Consider the following 18,377-nt stretch of genomic DNA (forward strand, 5'->3'; position numbering starts at 1 on the left):
CCGTGAGCGACGTCGCGCAGGTGCTGCGCCGCGTCTTCGGCTACGAGTCGTTCCGGGACGGCCAGCAGGAGATCATCGAGCATGTCGTCGACGGCGGCGACGCGCTCGTCCTGATGCCGACCGGCGGCGGCAAGTCGCTCTGTTACCAGATCCCCGCCCTGGTGCGGGGCGGCACCGGCGTCGTGGTGTCACCGCTCATCGCGCTGATGCAGAACCAGGTCGACGCGTTGCGGGCGCTCGGCGTCCGCGCGGGGTTCCTCAACTCCGCGCAGGAGTTCGACGAGCGTCGCGACGTGGAGTCCGCCTTCCTCGCCGGTAACCTCGACCTGCTCTACCTGGCGCCGGAGCGGCTGCGCGCCGACGCGACGGTCAAGCTGCTCGACCGGGGCGAGATCGCGCTGTTCGCCATCGACGAGGCACACTGCGTCTCGCAGTGGGGACACGACTTCCGGCCCGACTACCGCGAGCTGTCGGCACTGCGCGAGCACTGGCCGAACGTACCGAGAATCGCGCTGACCGCCACCGCGACCCCGCGGACGCACGACGACATCGCCACCGAGCTCGGCCTGGAGAACGCCCGCCACTTCGTAGCCGACTTCGACCGTCCGAACATCCAGTACCGCATCGTGCCGAAGAAGGAGCCGAAGGCGCAGCTGTTGGAGCTGCTACACACCGAGCACGCCGCGGATGCGGGAATCGTCTACTGCCTGTCCCGGTCCTCCACCGAGAAGATCGCCGACTTCCTGGTGGCGAACGGGATCACGGCGCTGCCCTACCACGCCGGGCTCGACGCGCGCGCCAGAGCCGAGCACCAGGCACGCTTCCTGCGCGAGGACGGCATCATCATGGTCGCGACCATCGCCTTCGGCATGGGCATCGACAAACCAGACGTACGCTTCGTCGCCCATCTCGACCTGCCCAAGTCGATCGAGGGCTACTACCAGGAGACCGGGCGCGCCGGGCGGGACGGGCTGCCCTCGACCGCGTGGCTGGCCTACGGTCTCCAGGACGTCGTGCAGCTGCGCAAGCTCATCGACACGTCCCCGGGCGACCCCGCGCACCGCCGGCAGCAGAGCAGACACCTCGACGACATGCTCGCGCTGTGCGAGACGGTCGAGTGCCGCCGCATCGGGCTGCTCGCCTACTTCGGGCAGCGTGACACCGCCCCGTGCGGCAACTGCGACACCTGTCTGGCACCCCCGCAGTCCTGGGACGCCACGATCGCCGCCCAGAAGTTGCTGTCGGCCGTGCTGCGACTGCAGCGGGAGCGCCGCCAGAAGTTCGGCGCGGGCCACCTCATCGACATCCTGCTGGGCAGGAGGACGCCCAAGGTGACCCAGCACAGTCACGACACCCTGACGGTCTTCGGTATCGGCACGGAGCTCGGCGAGCCCGAGTGGCGCGGCGTGGTGCGCCAACTCCTCGTGCAGGGACTGCTGGCCGTCGAGAGCCGGTACGGCACCCTGGTGCTCACCGACGCGAGTGCCGACGTGCTGCGCGGACAGCGCGCGGTCCCGATGCGGCGCGAGCCGGAGCGCGCCCCCACCACTACAGCCACGACCGCGGCCACCACGACCGCGGCCAGGACCACGAAGACCCGCCACGCCGCACCGGCGGCCGACCTGTCGGCGGAGGCAATGCCGGTGTTCGAGCGACTGCGCGCCTGGCGCGCCGACGTCGCGAAGGAGCAGGGCGTCCCCGCATATGTGATCTTCCATGACGCCACCCTGCGCGAGATCGCGGTGCGCGTGCCGGCCACCCTGGCCGAACTCGCCACCGTGAGCGGCGTCGGTGAGAACAAACTCGCCAAGTACGGGCAGCAGATCCTCGACCTCCTCGCCGAGTGAACCAGGCTCCCGCCCACCCACCGGAAACATCTTCTCAGGAGAGCGGTACCGCACCGCTGGAGTGATCGGTGAGGGGGACACTGGAGTGATCGGTGAGGGGGACACACGTCCCGCGAACAGCCTTGCCTGTGCTGACCTTCTCCACTGGCGGGCCGATCGTCAACCCGAAGACCAACCCGACCGGCCCATGAAGGACCCCGGTTAGGATCACACCTCACACTGGAGGAAATATATAGATTTGTAAGGACCGGTGAATCTTGGCATGAGGCCGGACCGCTGTGATGGTTGTTGACCGGGCTCGGCTGGCCGCCGCGCTGCCCGGCTACGAGCTGGGCGACCAGCTGGGCGCGGGCGGATTCGGGCTGGTGCTGGCGGGCTGGCATCGCGGCCTGCAGCGCGATGTCGCGGTCAAGGTCCTGCATGCGGGGCACGGCCGGGCGGCGGCCGGGTTCGCCGCCGAGGCGCGGATCCTCGCCAGCCTGGATCATCCGCACGTGGTCCGAGTCTACGACTACGTCAAGACGGGCGATCTGCACCTGCTCGTCATGGAGATGCTCGGCGGGGGAACCCTGACCCGGCGCCGGGCCGACATGGGCCCGCAGACGGCCTGCGCGGTGGGACTCGCGGTGGCCTCGTCCCTGGCCTGCGCCCACGGCAAAGGGGTGCTGCACCGCGACATCAAGCCCGACAATATTCTTTTCGACACTACCGACCTGCTGAAAGTCGTCGACTTCGGAGTCGCGAAATTCGTCGGCGAGTCGGGGGCCATCGCGAGTGCGGTGATCGGAACACCGCCGTATATGGCCCCCGAACAGATCATGGGCGGCCGCTTGGAGCCAGCCACCGACCTGTACGCCCTCGGGATGGTGCTCTACCAGCTACTGGCCGGCGTGGCACCGTTCGACCCGGACCTGCCCGCGCATGGCCTGCGCCAGCACCACCTCGAACGCGTCCCCCTACTGCCGGCCGGGGTGCCCGCGCCGCTGGGGGCGGTGGTCCTGTGGACGCTGGCCAAGAACCCGGCGGACCGTCCACCGTCCGCGCACGTCTTCGCGTGCCAACTCGCCGAAGCTGCCGCTGGCGTGTACGGCCCGGACTGGATCGCCCGGTCGGGTATCCCGCTGCGGCTCGACGACGACATCCGCACCGCCATCGGGCAGCCGCCCGCGTCCGTCCAGCCAGCGCCACGGCCGTCTCCCACCGGCGCGTCCTCGGCGCCATCGGTGCCTTTCATGTCATCGGCGTTTTCCGGGGCATCGGTGCCTTCGGCGGGTGGCACACCACCGGCCGAGGTGGCCGACGGGAACATCGCCGGCCGGCGGCGCCCCGCGTCGTCGCATCCTCGGCGCGGCGCGCCGCCGCGCCGCCGCGCCGCCATCACCGTCGTGGGGCTGCTGCTCGCTGTCGCCGGCACCGTCCTGATCGTCACCGCTCCTCTCAGTGGGCGCGAGACCGGTACCCGCCAGCTAGGTCGTCCCCTGACCGGCCACACCGGTTGGGTGACCTCGGCAGTGTTCTCCCCGGACGGACACACCCTGGCCAGCAGCGGTAGGGACGGCACGGTGCGGCTGTGGGACGTGACCGACCGCTCCCACCCCCGCCTGGCCGGGTCCCTGAGCGGCCCCGCTTCCGTGTTCTCGGTGGCGCTCTCCCCCGATGTGCGCATCCTGGCCACCGGCGGGATGGACGACTTGATCCGGCTGTGGGACATGACCGACCCGGCCACCCCACGCCCGCTCGAGCCGCCCCTGACCGGCCACGCCAACACCGTGTGGGCGTTGGCTTTCTCGCCGGGCGGCCGCACCCTGGCCAGCGGCAGCCTCGACGGCACGGTGCGGCTGTGGGGGCTGCGGGATGCGGCCCACCGCTTCCACCCGCGCCTCCTCGGCGAGCCGCTGACTGGCCACGCCGACTGGGTGTTGTCGGTGAGCTACTCTCCGGACGGCCGCACCCTCGCCAGCGGCAGCAAGGACGGCACGGTCCGGCTGTGGGCGCTGCCCTCGCCATGAACGCTGTTTAGGGGCATGTGGCGGCTCTGACCGGAGTTACGCCGCACTGACGATGATCACGTTAGCCAGGTCCCCGAGGGGGCGCGGATGCTGCCCGTTCGTTCCGATCAACAGTGGGGAAGGGTGACTCGCGGACCGGTGCCCCGCCGCCATTGGTAGGGCACCGGACAGGACCATCGGCCGTGTGGGAGCCGCTCCGGCCATTCGATGATGGCCATGAGCGGCGCGACACGAGCACCGCCGTGCGAATGGGGACGGGATGGCGACGCTGCCGGTGGGGCACTAGGGGACGTGGGGACGTGGGGTCATCGCTGATCTTCTTCTACCCAAGATGGGCGCTATGCGTGAATACTGCGACTGTCAGTCGTTGCCGGCGATCGCGGACCTGATCAGAGAACATGACCAGGTCATCGATCTCATCGCCGACACGCACGAGGCATATCGGCAGGGTGATGTCGAGGCGATGGCGGCACTCTGTGAGCAGATGTCGGCGGTTCTCCAGCCACAGACGGTGGTGGAGGAGCAGGGCCTGTTCCCCGCGATGGCACTCGAGTTCCCCGAACAGATCGCGATCCTGCAGAGCGAGCACCGCCGGATCGAGGCTGTGCTCGCCGGGGCGACCGACGGCACCGCCCGGGTCGATCCCGCTTGGCCGACACGCGTCATCGAGGCGCTGGGCCTGCTACGCAGGCACATCGCGAAGGAACAGGACGGCGTGTTCCATGCCGCCGTCTCGATTCTCAGCAACGAACAATGGAACCGTCTCGGCGAGATCCGCCAGGCGCTGAAGCTCGTAAGTTCCTGAAACCTCGTGCGATGACCGACTCCCTCGCCGGGACGGCCGGCTCCAGGCATCAGATCAGGCTCCGGGCATCGGCCGTTGCGGCGGGGTCGGGCCGGGATCGCTCCCGGGCACACCGGTACGGGACGTGGCGGTACCGGATATGGCGGTACCGGACGTCGCTGTACCGGACGTGGCGATACCAGATGTGGCTCTACCGGACGTCGTTGCGCCGGACCCGCAGATAGGCCTGATAATCGGCCGCCCACTTCCGGTGGGCGGCCGCCTGCCACTGCCGCAACGCCGGCAGGCCCATCGCCGCCCGGGCCGGGTTGAGGCGCCCCGGAGTTTCCGGACAGGGGATCCACCAGGATTCTCACCGGAAAGGAACGGAATCGAGTGCCAGGAAAACAGGCACGCCGCTGGACGGTTCGTGCCGCGGTCCCGCCGACACCACGCCTACTTCCGTTCCTAACTGTGGGTTACCGGCACTGTGGATTGCCGGGACATGCCGACCAGATACCGCAACCTCGTATTTCATTCAGCCTTAACATTCTGGCTGCGTGTTGTCTCCTGTGCTCTGCGTGGGCAGCTGCCAGCCTGTCGGCTGGTCCGGAACGATCGGTATGGGAGGCTGAACGTGGTTCAGATCAACAGGCGCGCACTACTGAGCAGGGGTGCGACGGCCGTGGGCGGGGCGGTAGTGGCGTCGGCTCTGCTACCGGCCCTGGAGAACGCGGCCCTGGCCGCGCCGCCCCCGCCCACCGGCGGGCCCTACACCGGCGGCTACGGTCCGCTCAGCCCGCTGGCTCCCGTCAACGAGCCGGGCGGCACCAAGTACCTCGCGCTGCCGGCCGGATTCAGCTACGTGGCGCTGGCCAAGACCGGCACGCCGCTGGTGAGTGACCCGAACACCCCGAACCCGGTCAACCTCGACGGCATGGGTGCGTTCGGGCTGGCCGGAGGACGGGTGCGATTGATCCGTAACAGCGAGGACCGGTCCCCGGCCGGGTCGGGCTCGGTCAAGGACCCGGACGGTACGAAGTACGACCCGAAGGCCTTCGGCGGGGTCACGGTTCTCGGCTTCGACCCGAAGACCCGCACGATCGTCAACGACTACATCGGCCTGAACGGGACCACGGTCAACTGCGCCGGCGGCCAGGCCTACCGGTACAAGGGCTGGATCACCTGCGAGGAGACTGTCGTCGGCCCGGCGAACGGCTTCGACAAGAAGCACGGCTACGTCTTCCTGGTCCCGGCGGGCGCGGGCACGACCGTCCCATCGGTGCCGCTGACCGCGTTGGGCCGTTTCTCCCACGAGGCGGTCGCGGTCGACCAGCGCACCGGTGTAGTGTACCTGACCGAGGACGCCGGGTCCGGCCGCGGCTCGGGATTCTACCGGTTCATCCCCAAAGACCCGGACAAGTTGGAGAAGGGCGGGCTGCTGCAGATTCTGGCGGTCACGGGCAGGCCGCAGGTCGACCTGCGGGAAGGGCAGCGGCGCGGGGTGTGGCTGCCGGTAGAGTGGGTCGACATCGACAACCCCGACCCGGACCCGATCGTCGAGGCCGAGAAACCGAACCCGACCAGTGTGTTCGCGCAGGGCTGGGCCGGCGGCGCGGCGAAGTTCAACCGGCTGGAAGGCATCTGGGCAGCAGATTATTCGATCTTCTTCGCCTCCACCAGCGGCGGGGACGTCAAGAACCGCGACGTCAACTCCGACGGTTTCGCGGAAGGCTACGGCCAGATCTGGCAGTACCAGCCCGCCGCAGGACGGGGCCGCCGCACCAGCGGGAGTCACACCGACGCCGGCCGGCTGCGCCTGGTGTTCGAATCACCCGGCGGGTCCGTCCTCGACTCACCCGACAACATCACGATAACTCCACAGGGCAGCCTGTTGCTGTGCGAGGACGACGCCGGCGGTAAAGACGGCGACACCCACCCCCTCGCCCCTGGCATCACCGACGTCAACCGGCTGATCGACATCACCCAGGACGGGAAGGCCTTCGAGTTCGCGGTGAACTGCTTCAGCGACTCCGAATGGGCCGGCGCCTGCTTCAGCCCGGACGGCCAGACACTGTTCGCGAACGTCTTCGGCGCCTCCGAGGTGGGCAGCGGTTTCACCGCGGCCATCACCGGACCGTGGCGCCGCGGCGTCCTGTAACACGGCGGTCAGGAGCGCGGACCGCGGCACGGTGCGAGCCGTCGGCGGTGTCGTCTCCCGGGGAGAGCAGCGCCTGGCGTGGCGCCCCGGGGGACGGCACCGGGCCATGGCTTCTCATCGCCGCGATGTGAGCTGGATTCGCGTCCCATGCGAGCGCAGTCGTGCGACATCTCACACTGACTTTCGCCATCCCGAGCATCGGGTGACCATGTGACACATCACATCGAGGTCGTGGACGGTTCCCATCGGCGGCCCGATGCCGCTGCCTAGCGGCGGAGAGGAGTCACATGGTTGCGACGGAAACCTGGTCCATCAGCGAGCTGATCGATACGGTTCGTTATCCTCTCACCGAACCTTCGAGCCGCGCCTGGCGGGACATCGTCTCGTGGGCCCGGGAAGAACTGCGCACTCGCGGGTGCTGTGTCCTCCCGGGATTCGTCCGGCCCACCGCATTCACCGCGTTCGCACAGGAGTGCGCCACCGTCGCTCCGCTCGCGTATGACGAGGTCGAGACGGTCAACGCCTACAACATCGCGGTCGACTCGTCGTTGCCGGCCGATCATCCGGGCCGGTTCACGATGCGGCGAGGGAATGCCTTCGTCGCCCGCGACCAGATTCCCACCGAATTCGCCGTCCACCGGCTCTACACCAGCGAGCTCTTCCAGCATTTCATCGCCGGCTGCTTCGACCTGCCGAGAGTCCACGAACTCGCCGACCCGCTGGCCGGGCTGTGCCTCAACGTCATCGCCCCCGGGCTGGAGCACCCCTGGCACTTCGACACGAACGAATTCGCGGTGAGCCTGCTCACGCAGGCGCCGCGGGCCGGGGGCGACTTCGAGTACTGCCCGAACATCAGGTCCGCGCAGGCGGAGAACTTCGCCGGCGTGCGGGCCGTGCTGGCGGGCGAGGGCGGCCATCTGGTCCGGCGTCTCACCGTCCGGCCTGATGATCTCCAGCTTTTCCTGGGCCGCTATTCGATGCACCGGGTGAGCCCGGTCGAGGGCGACACGGCCCGGCATTCCGCAATCTTCGCCTACACCGGGCACCCCGAGGTCGTCGGCAGTGTCGCGCGCACGAAGCAGCTCTTCGGCCGGGTCCTCCCGCGGCACCTGGCTGCGGAGAAGAGTGCGGTCCGCGTCGACCAACTGCTGGACTAGCTGGACCAGAATGCGGTCGGCAAGCTGCGTCAGCACCGGCCCATCTGCCCCGACCGCCCGTCACAAGGAGCGCCAGACGCGTGTATTCCGACGACAGCAGATATTCTGCCGAGACCATCGACTCCGACGGAACCACGAATTCCTCCGAGGCCGCGTACTCCACCGGGACGACGCGGTTCGACGACAGCGGGAAGATCTCGCTCGACCACATCTACACGCAGCCCGACCCACACGCCTACTTCAGTACCCTGCGGAAACTCGGCTACTGTATCCCGCAGCTCGCCAAACCGTACTTCAGCCAGCTCATCCGGGAATTCCGGATGGTTCGGGGACGACCGCCGACGGTCCTGGACGTGGGCTGCTCCTACGGGATCAACGCCGCGCTGCTCCGCTGTGACGTGACGTTGGACGACTTGCACGAGGGCTACGCACCGCCCGGGACGCGGCCGACCCGGGACCTGCTGCTCGCCCGTGACCGCGAGCTCGTCCGGTCCCGCGACGGGCTGGAGGCGAGCCAGTTCCTCGGCCTGGACAGCTCGGGGCCGGCCCTCTCCTACGCGCTCGCGGCCGGGTTCCTCGATGCCGCCGTGCACGCCAACCTGGAGGACCGTGACCCGACCGACGCCGAACGGGAGCGGCTCGCCGGAACGGACATCGTCGTCTCGACGGGCTGCCTCGGGTACGTCACCGAGCGAACCATCGCCCGGGTGGCCCGCGCGGCCGGTGAGCGCAGGCCGTGGATGGCCCACTTCGTGCTGCGGATGTTCCCGTTCGAACCGGTCGAGGCGACGCTCACGAGGCTCGGGTATGAGACCGTGCACGTCGACCGCGTCTTCCGGCAGCGGCGCTTCGCCTCCGCCGAGGAGCAGTCGCTCGTGCTCGACACGCTGTCCACCGTCGGCGTCGATCCACGGGGGCTGGAGGCCGAGGGCTGGCTGTACGCCCAACTGCACATCTCCCGGCCGCGCGGGGTGACCAGTCCCTCGACCACTCATCCCGCCTCCGGCCGGCGACCGGCGGCGACACCCACCCGGCCGGTTCCGCCGGGATAACGGGCGACCGGTGCCGGCGGTGCCCCCCGTACGGCTGGTAGGTCGAGGGCGACCCGGCCATCATGCGAGTCGGATGAACCGTACGAGCCGAATGTCCGATGGAACGCCCGCCACCCATGGAATCTCGGCGACCATGGACCCAACGCAGCCCGTGGCGTTCACCATGGCCGTGTCCCCGAGACGAGTTCCCCGAGACAACCCGAGGCCCAGCATGAATGCGATCAGTAGCTCCCAGCGGTCCACCGGAACCTTCGCGAATGACGATCTGCTGCCCCGGGTGCCGTTGCCCACGCTGGCGGAGAGCTGCGAGCGTTTCCTTGCCTGGTCCGCGCCGCTGCTGACCCCGGCCGAGCGGGCGACGACCGAGGCGGCCGTCGCGGCCTTCCAGGCACCGGGCGGCCCCGGCCCCACCCTGCATGCGGCGCTGGAGCGCTACGAAGCCACCGAGGGCGTACACAGCTGGCTGGACGGCTTCTGGGACTCCCGCTACCTCGGCCGGCGCGACCGCATCGCGCTCAACGCGAACTACATCTTCCTGTTCAAGGACGCCGAGGGTCTGTCCGCCGAGCAGCCGCAGGTGGAGCGGGCCGCCGGGCTCGTGGCGGCAGCCGTCGACTACAAGCTGCGCCTCGACGACGAGCGGGTCGAGCCGGTCGTCCAGCGCGGCCAGACGCTGTCGATGGCGCAGAACACGTTCCTGTTCTCCACGACTCGGATCCCGGGAGCGGCCCAGGACACCGTGCGCACCCCGTACAGCGAGCGGTGGCCCGGGCCGTCCCAGGCCCGCCACATCGTCGTTTTCCACCGGGGAAACATCGTCCGGCTGGACGTCGTCGGGCCGGACGGTCACCCGTACACCCTGGACGACCTCGCGGCGGGCCTGCGCGCCGTGGTGAAGGCCGCCGCGTCGCGGGTTCCGGCGGACGCCGCCGTCAGCCAGCTCACCACCAAGGCCCGGGCCGACTGGGCCGCGAGCCGCCAGGCGCTGCTCACTCTGGACCCCGCCAACGCGGCCGCGCTCGACACGATCGAGACCGCGCTGTTCGCCCTGTGCCTGGAAGACCTCACCCCCGAGGACAACCTGGCCGCGTGTGACCACCTGCTCCACGGCGACAGCGCCAACCGGTGGTTCGACAAGGCGGTGTCACTGATCGTTTTCGCCGACGGCCGGGCGGGCATCAACGTCGAGCACTGTGGGCTGGACGGGACGACGATCCTCAGCTTCGTCGACGACCTGCTGGGTACCTCGCCCGCGGAGCATTCGGCGAGCTCTGGCGCCCGGCCCCAGGGGCTACCCGTCATCGAGCCCGTCGAGTTCGTCCTCGACGCCAGCCTGCGGGCGGACGTAGCCGCCGCCGGCGCGTCGTTCGCGGAGTTCGCCGCGGCGACCGCCTCAACGGTGCTGTCCTTCACCGACTTCGGGCAGAACCGGGCCAAGGCACTGAAGACGTCGCCGGACGCGTTCGTGCAGCTCGCCTACCAGCTGGCGCACAGCCGGGCCAAGGGGCACATCGGCGCCACCTACGAATCGATCGCCACCCGGTACTGGCGGCGCGGCCGCACGGAGGCGATGCGGGTCGTCACCCCGGAGATCCAGCGGTTCGTGACGATGCTCAACGACCCGGGCACCGACACCGCCACCCGCCGGACCGCGTTCCGCGCCGCCGCCGACGCGCACGTGCGGCGCGCGAAGGACCGCCAGGCCGGGCGGGCCCCCGAGCAGCACCTGTGGGAGCTGCAGTTCATCGCCCGCCGCCAAGGCGCGCGGCTGGGGGTGACCGAACCGATCGCGCTCTACGAGACCCCGGGTTGGCTCAAGGCGCGCGACGACTACCTGAGCACCAGCTCCGCGCCGTCCACCAACGTCGAGTTCTTCGGCTTCGGGTCTACCAGCAGCCAGTGCATCGGCATCGCCTACGTGCTGCTGCCGGACCGGTTCAACCTCTACCTGAGTACGCCGCGCGCAGTCGCGGACGGGATGTACGCGTTCGCCGGCCAGCTCCAGCAGGTCGTCACCGAGCTGCAGGACCTGCTCGCCATCGACGAGACGGGCGACGGGCTGTTCCAGACGGGCTATTCCAGGTAGTCGCGCAGCGCCTGTGAACGCGAGGGATGACGCAACTTCGCCAGAGTCTTCGACTCGATCTGCCGGATCCGCTCCCGGGTCACCCCGAACTCACGGCCGACCTCCTCCAGGGTTCGGCAACGACCGTCGACCAGGCCGAACCGCAGCTGGATGACCTTCCTCTCCCTGTCGGTCAGCGCCGTCAACACAGAGCGAATCTGCTCCCCGAGGACGCTGGCGACGGCTGCCTCGACGGGCTCGACCGCTCCGGTATCCTCGATGAGATCACCGAACTGCCCGTCGGACTCCTCCCCGATCGAAGCCTCCAGCGATATCGGCTCACGGGCGATTCCGACGAGTTCCTCGATCCTGTCCACGGAGAGGTCCATGGCGACGGCGATCTCCTCCACGGTCGGCTCGCGGCCGAGCTCGGTGAGCAGCTGCCTGCGCATGCGGACCATCTGGTTGACCCGCTCGACCACGTGCACCGGGAGGCGAATCGTCCGCGCCTGATCGGCGAGGGCACGGGTGATCGCCTGACGCACCCACCACGTGGCATAGGTGGAGAACTTGTAGCCCTTCGTGTAGTCGAACTTCTCGACCGCCCGGATGAGACCGAGATTGCCCTCCTGAATGATGTCCAGGAAGAGCATGCCCCGCCCCACGTAGCGTTTGGCGATCGAGACGACGAGCCGCAGGTTGGCTTCGAGCAGCATCTGGTTGGCGAGCCGACCGTCCCGCTCGACCGCCTCCAGCTCGCGGCAGAGCTGCGGCGACGTCACGACCGAGGGGGACGCCAGCTTCTGAGCGGCGAACAGGCCGGCCTCGATCCGCTTGGCGAGGTCGACCTCCCCCTCGGCGGTGAGCAACCGGGCCCTGCCGATCTGACCGAGGTACATCCGCACTGGATCGTGCAGCGGTGCGGACGCCACCCTGCCCGCCTCAGGGGTGCCGATGCCGCGGTCCGTCAGCTCCATCGGGGGGCTCTCACCATGGTGTCGAACCCAGTCTCATTGTCGAACCCGCCTTCATTGTCGAACCCAACCTCATTGCCGGACCTAACCTCAATGATGATGCGGCCCATGCCCCGCTCCTGCCTTGTCCAGGCGTCTGCGAGCGCAGCCACCGACATCAAGGATGCCCTGACCCGGCCGGCAGCCGGTGTCCCGGAAGCGGATCGGATGGCGCACCCACACCTCACTGGATCCGCCACCGGGTACCGCCCTGCCGGGGTGACCGACGTAACAAGGGGATCAGACCGAGGCCCGACTGCTAAACTTGCGGACCATCAGCCTGGCTGCGGAAGATCGCGGACGTAGGCGAGCGAACCGTCTACGGGGCAGGCACATGCCGGAGAATCGCGATCTCATTGCCCGTTTCATGCACCCGCGATCCGGTCCGGTCAACCACCGTTGCCGGGTCCGGTCGGACCAGATCCACCCGAGCGGCCCTAGCCGAGTGTCCCGATCCCATAGAGCTACCATCCTGCTAGCACCCTGGCCGGCTGACACCCTGGTCAGAAGCGACGCGGTGGGCTCGATCGTCGCCCTGCGCGGAAGCGGCGGCGTCGCTCGACCGTCCGGCGGCCGGCGCGGGAAGCCGGGGTCGGACCGATGCGGCACGGAGAGGTGAGTCTGGCCACCGACCCCCAACAACAGATGATCATCGAGATTCTCCGCGATCCCTCCGCCGTCCGAGTACCACCCGGCGGAGGGTCGGGTGGGCTGCGGTGACCGGCCCGGAGACATCCGCGCCGGCCACGGCCCAGCACCACGAGTCGCCACGCCCCCGGACGGGACCCGCGCCGGAGGTCACCGCCACCCTGCCGCCGCGACCGGAACAGTTCGACCGGGAGCGGACCCAGGTCATCCGCGGCCTGCGCGGCCGCCGGGTCCCGGCCGTGGAAGCCTTCGGGACGGCAGTGGACGGGCCGACCCCCGAGGGGCTGCTTCCCCTGTGGGGTCCCGCGACCGGCGCATGGCTCACTCCCCCGATCCGCTGCGGCAAGATCCACCGGGGGCGCGAGGCACCGGCAGTCCCGGATGGCGGGGAACCGGTTGACTACGGGCTGACCATCCTGGACGACGACGGCCCGGCCGGTGGTCACCACCGTGACGAGCGACCGACCCGGGGTTCCAGCCGCTCGCGGGCCATCTGGACACTCGTCGACCAGGTGCTCTCCAGCGGGACGAACGCCGCGATGTCCTTCGTCATCGCCCGCAGCGTCAGCAAATCCGAGTTCGGGGCCTTCGCCGTCGCCTTCGCGATCTTCTCCTTGATGATCGGGTTCTCGAAGGCCGCCGGCACCGCTCCGCTGGGGATAAAGTTCTCCGACGTGCCGCCACGGGTATTTCGGGTGGCCGGTGCGGCGGGGACCGGCACTGCCCTCGTAATCGGGCTGGTCTCCGGGGTCGTGACGCTCGCCGTCGGTGCGGCGATGGGCGGCTCGGTCGGCGCCTCGCTGGTGGCGATGGGACTGGTCTTTCCCACGCTGTTGCTCCAGGACGCCTGGCGGCAGGTCTTCTTCGCCGAGGGTCGCCCGGCCGCCGCCGCCGCCAACGACGGGATCTGGGCGACCGTCCAGTTCGCCGCCATCTACGCGCTGATCGTCCGCGACGTCTCCACCTCGTGGGCGATGCTGCTGGCCTGGGGTGGCGCCGCCGCGGTCGCCGCCATGCTGGGCGTCACGCAGGCCGGCTTCAAGCCGGCGCCGAGCCTCGTACGCGAGTGGATCGCCGAACACCGCGACGTCAACGGGTACATGAGCGCCGAGTACCTCACCGTCCAGGGCGCCCAGCAGGCATCCACCCTGCTGCTCGGTACGCTGGGCACGACCGACCTGGTCGGCGCGCTGCGCGGGGTGCAGACCCTGCTCGGACCGACGACCATTCTCGCGGTCGGGATCGTGAGCTGGGCCATCCCCGAGTTCTCCCGCCGCAAGGACCTCTCGGCCGCGGCCCGGGTCCGCGCCGCCTACGCCCTGTCCGCGGTGATCGTCGCGGCCGGCGCCGCCTGGGGGACGCTCTTTCTCGTCCTGCCGACGAGCATCGGGCACTCGCTGCTCGGCGAGACCTGGGAGCAGACCCACGACCTGCTGGCGCTGTCCATCGTGCAGCAGGCGGGCCCCGCGGCGACGGTCGGACCGGCCTGCATGCTCTACGCGCTCGGCAAGGCCAAGCTCACCTTCCGCGCGAATGCGGTGCTCGCCCCCCAGCTTGTCGTCTATCCGATCGTCGGTCTGGAGATCGGCGGCGGCACCGGCGCGGTCTGCGGTTACATACTTGCCTTCTGGGTGACCGTCCCCAGCTGGTTCATCCTCGTCCGCCGGGCCGCGCGGGAGGTGGAACGGGACACGGCGATCGCCCTTTCCGGTGAGCCGGCCGGACCGGACGTACAGGGCCGAGTTCCGGAGCGCTCAACCGGGACCGGCAATGATGATGTTTCACGGTAACGTACGGGCTGTGCGCAATATGTTCGGCCGACCGCGTCGAGGCGGCGTCCGAGGCGTCGAGGCTACCGCGATGAGTGCTGCCGGGCCAGGGCCGGTAGGGGGTTGCGATGATTCTGCGTATTCTTTATCGGTCGGTCGGTTCGGAAAACACGAAGAACCGGCCGGCCTTCTACAGCAAGATGCTTGCGTTGGCCTCTCTCCTCCGGGCCGTCGAGAACGTCGACATCCCGGTACTGATCGTCTTCGTCAATGACGGCCCGATGCCGGCGGAGCGTCTTGCCGTGATGACGTCCGCCGGCGAGGTGCAGTCGGTGCAGTGCGGCAGCAATCGCGCATCCTACCGGTACGTGCTGCGGATGCCGCGGGTCCGGCGCTGGTCGCCGGACGATCTGGTCTGGCTCGCCGAAGATGACTATTTGTACACGGAAAAATCGCTTTCCAGTCTCGTCGCGGCAGCGACCGCGCTCCCCGCGGTCGACTATTTCACCCTTTACAGCACGCTGCGATTCTCCTCGACCACCACCCGCCGCCGGCCAATGGTCCACCGGGACGGCGGCAGCCACTCCCACGCGCCGGTGCTCGACGGCGTGACCTGGGCCAGGGCCGCCGCCACGACCAGCACGTTCGGCCTGCGGGTCGGCACCCTGCTCGAGGACGAACTGCTGCTGCGCTCGATCCCGTTCGTCGGCGGCGCCTTCGACCGCGCGACCTGTCTTACCCTGCAGGGTTTCCAGCCCTTCCGGCTGGCCGAGCTGGGCGGGGAACCGCCTGCGTTCTCCCCGCAGCCCCCCGCCGTGCGGGTCGCTCGTCGGGTGGTGCTGAGCGGGCTGCGCACGACACTCAACGCCGTCGCCCTGGCGCGGCCCGAACGGCTGCGCCGCACGATGCTGGTGCCGGAGCCCTCCATGGCCACGCACATGGAGGTGGGTGAGGCGCTCGTTCCCGGTCACGACTGGGCGGCCGAGGCCGAGGCCGTGCAAGCATGGCTACGGGCCCGGCGGCCCGGCCCGGTGGAGACGCCGCTGCTCGGCGCCACTGCCACTGCCACTGCCACGGCCACGGCCACGGCCACGGCTTCGGGTACGCAGCGACCCTCCGCCGTATGAGACCGCGCCTGGCACCGCGAGGGTGGGGGTCTGCCGGCCGCCACACCGTCCGCGCCGCCCACCCGCGGTCACTCCCGCTGCCGCTGCTCCTCCTGCTGATCATCGGCCTGGTCGCCGGCGGGCTCAGCTCCTGCTCGGACAAACCCAAGCCGCTCCAGCCCCAGCCCGGCGGTGTGCACTGGGTCTCCGGCGCCAATGGCAACTTCCCCGCGGACGTCAATCTCTGGTCGGTCTTCACCGGCCGCAAGGTGGACCTGGCCGTCGTCTTCACGGATCGGCAGGACTGGACCAACCTGGTCTCGGCCGGCTGGCCGACGCAGGCCTTCACCCGGGACAAGTTCCCCGGCGGCCTGTCGGTCGCCCAGCCGATGTTCCCCAAGGACGGCGACGAGGCCACCTGCGCGACCGGCGCCTACGACAACTACTGGCGGCAGTTCGGCACCACACTGACGACGTTCGGCCGCGGCGACGCCTTCGTCCGGCTCGGCTGGGAGTTCAACGGCGACTGGTTCTGGTGGTATCCACGCGACGTCGAGACCTGGAAGACCTGCTACCGCCGCACGGTCCTGGCGATCCGGTCGACCGCGCCGCACGTGCGGATCGACTGGAATATAACCGCACACCGGGATCACCTGCCGGTAAGCGGTCAGGACGTCTGGGACGCCTATCCCGGTGACGACTACATCGACATGGTCAGCATCGACTCCTACGACTCCTATCCCGCCTCCGTCAGTAAGACGATCTGGGACCGGCAGTGTTATCTGCGATCCGGTCTGTGCACGGTGATCGCCTTCGCCCGCGCCCACGGCAAGAAGTTCGCCGTTCCGGAGTGGGGTCTGGTACGCACGACCGGCGGCGGTGGCGACAACCCCTACTACATCCAGAAGATGTACGAGACCTTCACCGCGAACGCTGACGCCCTGGCCTACGAGGCGTACTTCAACAACGCCGAGGAGGGGAACGTGGAATCCTCGCTGTACAGACCGGTACTGAACCCGAACGCGGCGGAACGCTATCTGGCGCTGTTCGGCGTCCGCTGACCGCGCTCGCCTACTCCTGCTGCGAAGCCGGCGGGCACCGCCCGCTTCGGCGTGCCCGGCCGGCGACAGCGGCAGGCCGGGCACGGGAGAACCATCAGGCCAGGGTGGCCTCAAGATCCTTGCGGATCTCCTCGAGGGTGACGGTCGGCTCGTACCGGCGGACCACTTTTCCGTCCGGGTCGACAAGGAACTTGGTGAAGTTCCACTTGATCTCGTCGGTGCCGATCGCTTCCGACCGGGTCTTCTTGATGTGCTCGTAGAGGAAACCGGCATCGGGCCTGAAGTCACCGGGCGCCTCGGAACGCAGGTGGGTGTACAGCGAGGCCGCGTCGGGCCCGTTCACATCGATCTTGCTCAGGACCGGGAAGGTGACGTCGAACTTCGTGGTGCAGAACTCCTGGATCTCGGCGTCGGTACCCGGCTCCTGTCCGCCGAACTGGTTGCACGGGAAGCCGAGGATCTCCAGGCCGCGGCCGTGCAGATCCCGGTACAGGGACTCCAACCCCTCGTACTGCGGCGTCAGACCGCATTTGCTGGCAACGTTGACAATCAGCAACGTCTGGCCGGCGTAGTCGCCGAGCGAGCGGGAGGTTCCGTCCGCGGCATCGACGGTGAAGTCATGGACAGTCATGGACACCTGACTCTCGATGAAGGCGAGCTGGGACTTCGCGACCGGTCTCCGGCCGCCGAGCGACTTCGACGCTATCCCCCAGAAGTTTTTATGTCATCGAGTTGGTTGCATAACCCGTCAGCGACGCGAACCGGTGCCTCGCGACCGGGGCCCGGCACCGGGATGGCTGGCGCCCCCGGCCGGGGCCGGTCAGGGCCGACCGAGGTGTCTGCGATGCTCAGGGGATCCGGAACGGATACTCATGGGTCCCGCGACGGCCCCCCGAGACGACGAACAGGAACGTCAGAGATGACCATCGAACCCGAACTGTTGAAGATCCTCGCCTGCCCGGTCGACAAGGGACCGCTGGAGCTCGTCGACGGCTGGCTGGTCAACCCGCGTCTCGGCCATCGCTACGAGATCCGCGGGGACGTTCCGATCCTGCTCAGGCCGGATCACGTCGACCCGGCCGTGGCGCGCTCCTCGTCCTGATCCGGCCGAGGACCTCCCTCTGCCCGGGCTGAGCTTCTACCCGGGACTGGGCTCCCGCCGGGTCTGGGACGGGAGGAGAAAGGATCGGAAATCGGTCGGGGCCCGGGGAGAAGATCCCCGGGCCCCGACCGTCGGTGACGGGAGTCGGCTACTCCCGACCGAACTGCTCACGCAGCCGACGCAGCGCCTCTTCGTCGATCGCCGAGGAAGGCTGCTCGGATTGGGAGGTGTAGGAGGAAGGAGCCGCCGCGGCGGCGTCGGCCTCCTGCGCGGCCCGGATCTGGGCCTGGTGCGCCTCGAAGCGGGCCTGGGCCTCGGCGTATTGCCGCTCCCATTCCGCCTGCTGCTCCTCGTAACCTTCGAGCCATTCCCCGGTCTCGGGGTCGAAGCCTTCGGGGTAGACGTAGTTACCCTGCTCGTCGTACTTGGCTTCCATGCCGTACTGGCTCGGGTCGAACGCCTCGCCGTCGGCAGCCAGCCCTCCCGCCTCGTTCGCCTGCTTGAGCGACAGGCTGATGCGGCGGCGGTCGAGGTCGATGTCGATGACCTTCACCAGGATCTCGTCGCCGACGTTCACGACCTGCTCGGGGATCTCCACGTGCC

14 protein-coding genes are annotated in these 18,377 nt (G+C 69.1%); 11 read left to right on the forward strand and 3 right to left on the reverse strand.

The window, feature by feature from the left end; translation table 11 throughout:
• Positions 1 to 2 precede the first annotated feature (2 nt).
• The 7 genes from recQ (at position 3) to AC08OT_RS05270 (ending at position 11,096) form a co-directional block, all read left to right on the forward strand.
• Positions 3 to 1,847, forward strand: a complete 1,845-nt coding sequence (gene recQ, locus AC08OT_RS05240) for a DNA helicase RecQ (protein WP_476592016.1) — start codon at positions 3 to 5, stop codon at positions 1,845 to 1,847.
• A gap of 281 nt (positions 1,848 to 2,128) precedes the next feature.
• The gene (locus AC08OT_RS05245) at positions 2,129 to 3,856 is read left to right on the forward strand and encodes a WD40 repeat domain-containing serine/threonine protein kinase (RefSeq protein ID WP_476602574.1); all 1,728 of its coding nucleotides are present in this window, start codon (positions 2,129 to 2,131) and stop codon (positions 3,854 to 3,856) included.
• 331 nt (positions 3,857 to 4,187) lie between these two features.
• On the forward strand, positions 4,188 to 4,661 hold the full coding sequence (locus AC08OT_RS05250) for a hemerythrin domain-containing protein (RefSeq protein WP_476602575.1): 474 nt from the start codon (positions 4,188 to 4,190) through the stop codon (positions 4,659 to 4,661).
• 616 nt (positions 4,662 to 5,277) lie between these two features.
• Positions 5,278 to 6,801 carry an alkaline phosphatase PhoX gene (locus AC08OT_RS05255; protein ID WP_476595031.1) on the forward strand — a complete coding sequence of 508 codons (1,524 nt, stop codon included), beginning with the start codon at positions 5,278 to 5,280 and terminating at the stop codon, positions 6,799 to 6,801.
• A gap of 287 nt (positions 6,802 to 7,088) precedes the next feature.
• Positions 7,089 to 7,958, forward strand: coding sequence for a HalD/BesD family halogenase (locus tag AC08OT_RS05260; protein ID WP_476592972.1), 870 nt, complete (start codon positions 7,089 to 7,091; stop codon positions 7,956 to 7,958).
• 80 nt (positions 7,959 to 8,038) lie between these two features.
• Positions 8,039 to 9,010: a class I SAM-dependent methyltransferase gene (locus tag AC08OT_RS05265; RefSeq protein ID WP_476592971.1), complete on the forward strand. Its 972-nt coding sequence runs from the start codon at positions 8,039 to 8,041 to the stop codon at positions 9,008 to 9,010.
• 211 nt (positions 9,011 to 9,221) lie between these two features.
• Entirely contained in the window at positions 9,222 to 11,096 is a 1,875-nt protein-coding gene (locus tag AC08OT_RS05270; RefSeq protein WP_476602576.1) for a choline/carnitine O-acyltransferase, read from the forward strand.
• On the opposite strand, the gene rpoD is transcribed toward AC08OT_RS05270, so the two are convergent.
• On the reverse strand, positions 11,084 to 12,052 hold the full coding sequence (rpoD, locus tag AC08OT_RS05275; protein ID WP_476592969.1) for an RNA polymerase sigma factor RpoD: 969 nt from the start codon (positions 12,050 to 12,052) through the stop codon (positions 11,084 to 11,086). The two genes, AC08OT_RS05270 and rpoD, sit on opposite strands and share 13 nt — an antisense overlap.
• Positions 12,053 to 12,804: 752 nt before the next feature.
• Between rpoD and AC08OT_RS05280 the strand changes: the two genes are divergently transcribed.
• The 3 genes from AC08OT_RS05280 to AC08OT_RS05290 all read left to right on the forward strand — a co-directional run bounded on the left by AC08OT_RS05280 (position 12,805) and on the right by AC08OT_RS05290 (position 16,672).
• On the forward strand, positions 12,805 to 14,526 hold the full coding sequence (locus AC08OT_RS05280; protein WP_476592968.1) for a hypothetical protein: 1,722 nt from the start codon (positions 12,805 to 12,807) through the stop codon (positions 14,524 to 14,526).
• Between the two features lie 107 nt (positions 14,527 to 14,633).
• Positions 14,634 to 15,632, forward strand: a complete 999-nt coding sequence (locus AC08OT_RS05285) for a hypothetical protein (RefSeq protein ID WP_476602577.1) — start codon at positions 14,634 to 14,636, stop codon at positions 15,630 to 15,632.
• Positions 15,629 to 16,672, forward strand: coding sequence for a glycoside hydrolase family 26 protein (locus tag AC08OT_RS05290; RefSeq protein WP_476592966.1), 1,044 nt, complete (start codon positions 15,629 to 15,631; stop codon positions 16,670 to 16,672). The genes AC08OT_RS05285 and AC08OT_RS05290 overlap by 4 nt, the downstream gene beginning before the upstream one ends.
• Positions 16,673 to 16,766: 94 nt before the next feature.
• Here the strand turns inward: AC08OT_RS05290 and AC08OT_RS05295 are convergent, their stop codons facing one another.
• Positions 16,767 to 17,303, reverse strand: coding sequence for a glutathione peroxidase (locus AC08OT_RS05295; protein WP_476592965.1), 537 nt, complete (start codon positions 17,301 to 17,303; stop codon positions 16,767 to 16,769).
• Between the two features lie 288 nt (positions 17,304 to 17,591).
• On the opposite strand from AC08OT_RS05295, the gene AC08OT_RS05300 reads away from it, so the two are divergent.
• The gene (locus AC08OT_RS05300; RefSeq protein ID WP_462185829.1) at positions 17,592 to 17,774 is read left to right on the forward strand and encodes a Trm112 family protein; all 183 of its coding nucleotides are present in this window, start codon (positions 17,592 to 17,594) and stop codon (positions 17,772 to 17,774) included.
• Between the two features lie 148 nt (positions 17,775 to 17,922).
• Here AC08OT_RS05300 and AC08OT_RS05305 read toward each other — a convergent pair.
• The coding region (locus AC08OT_RS05305) for a S1 RNA-binding domain-containing protein (RefSeq protein ID WP_476602578.1) at positions 17,923 to 18,377 on the reverse strand (455 nt) is incomplete at its 5' end.

This window comes from Frankia sp. CgJB1 (genome assembly GCF_977947065.1).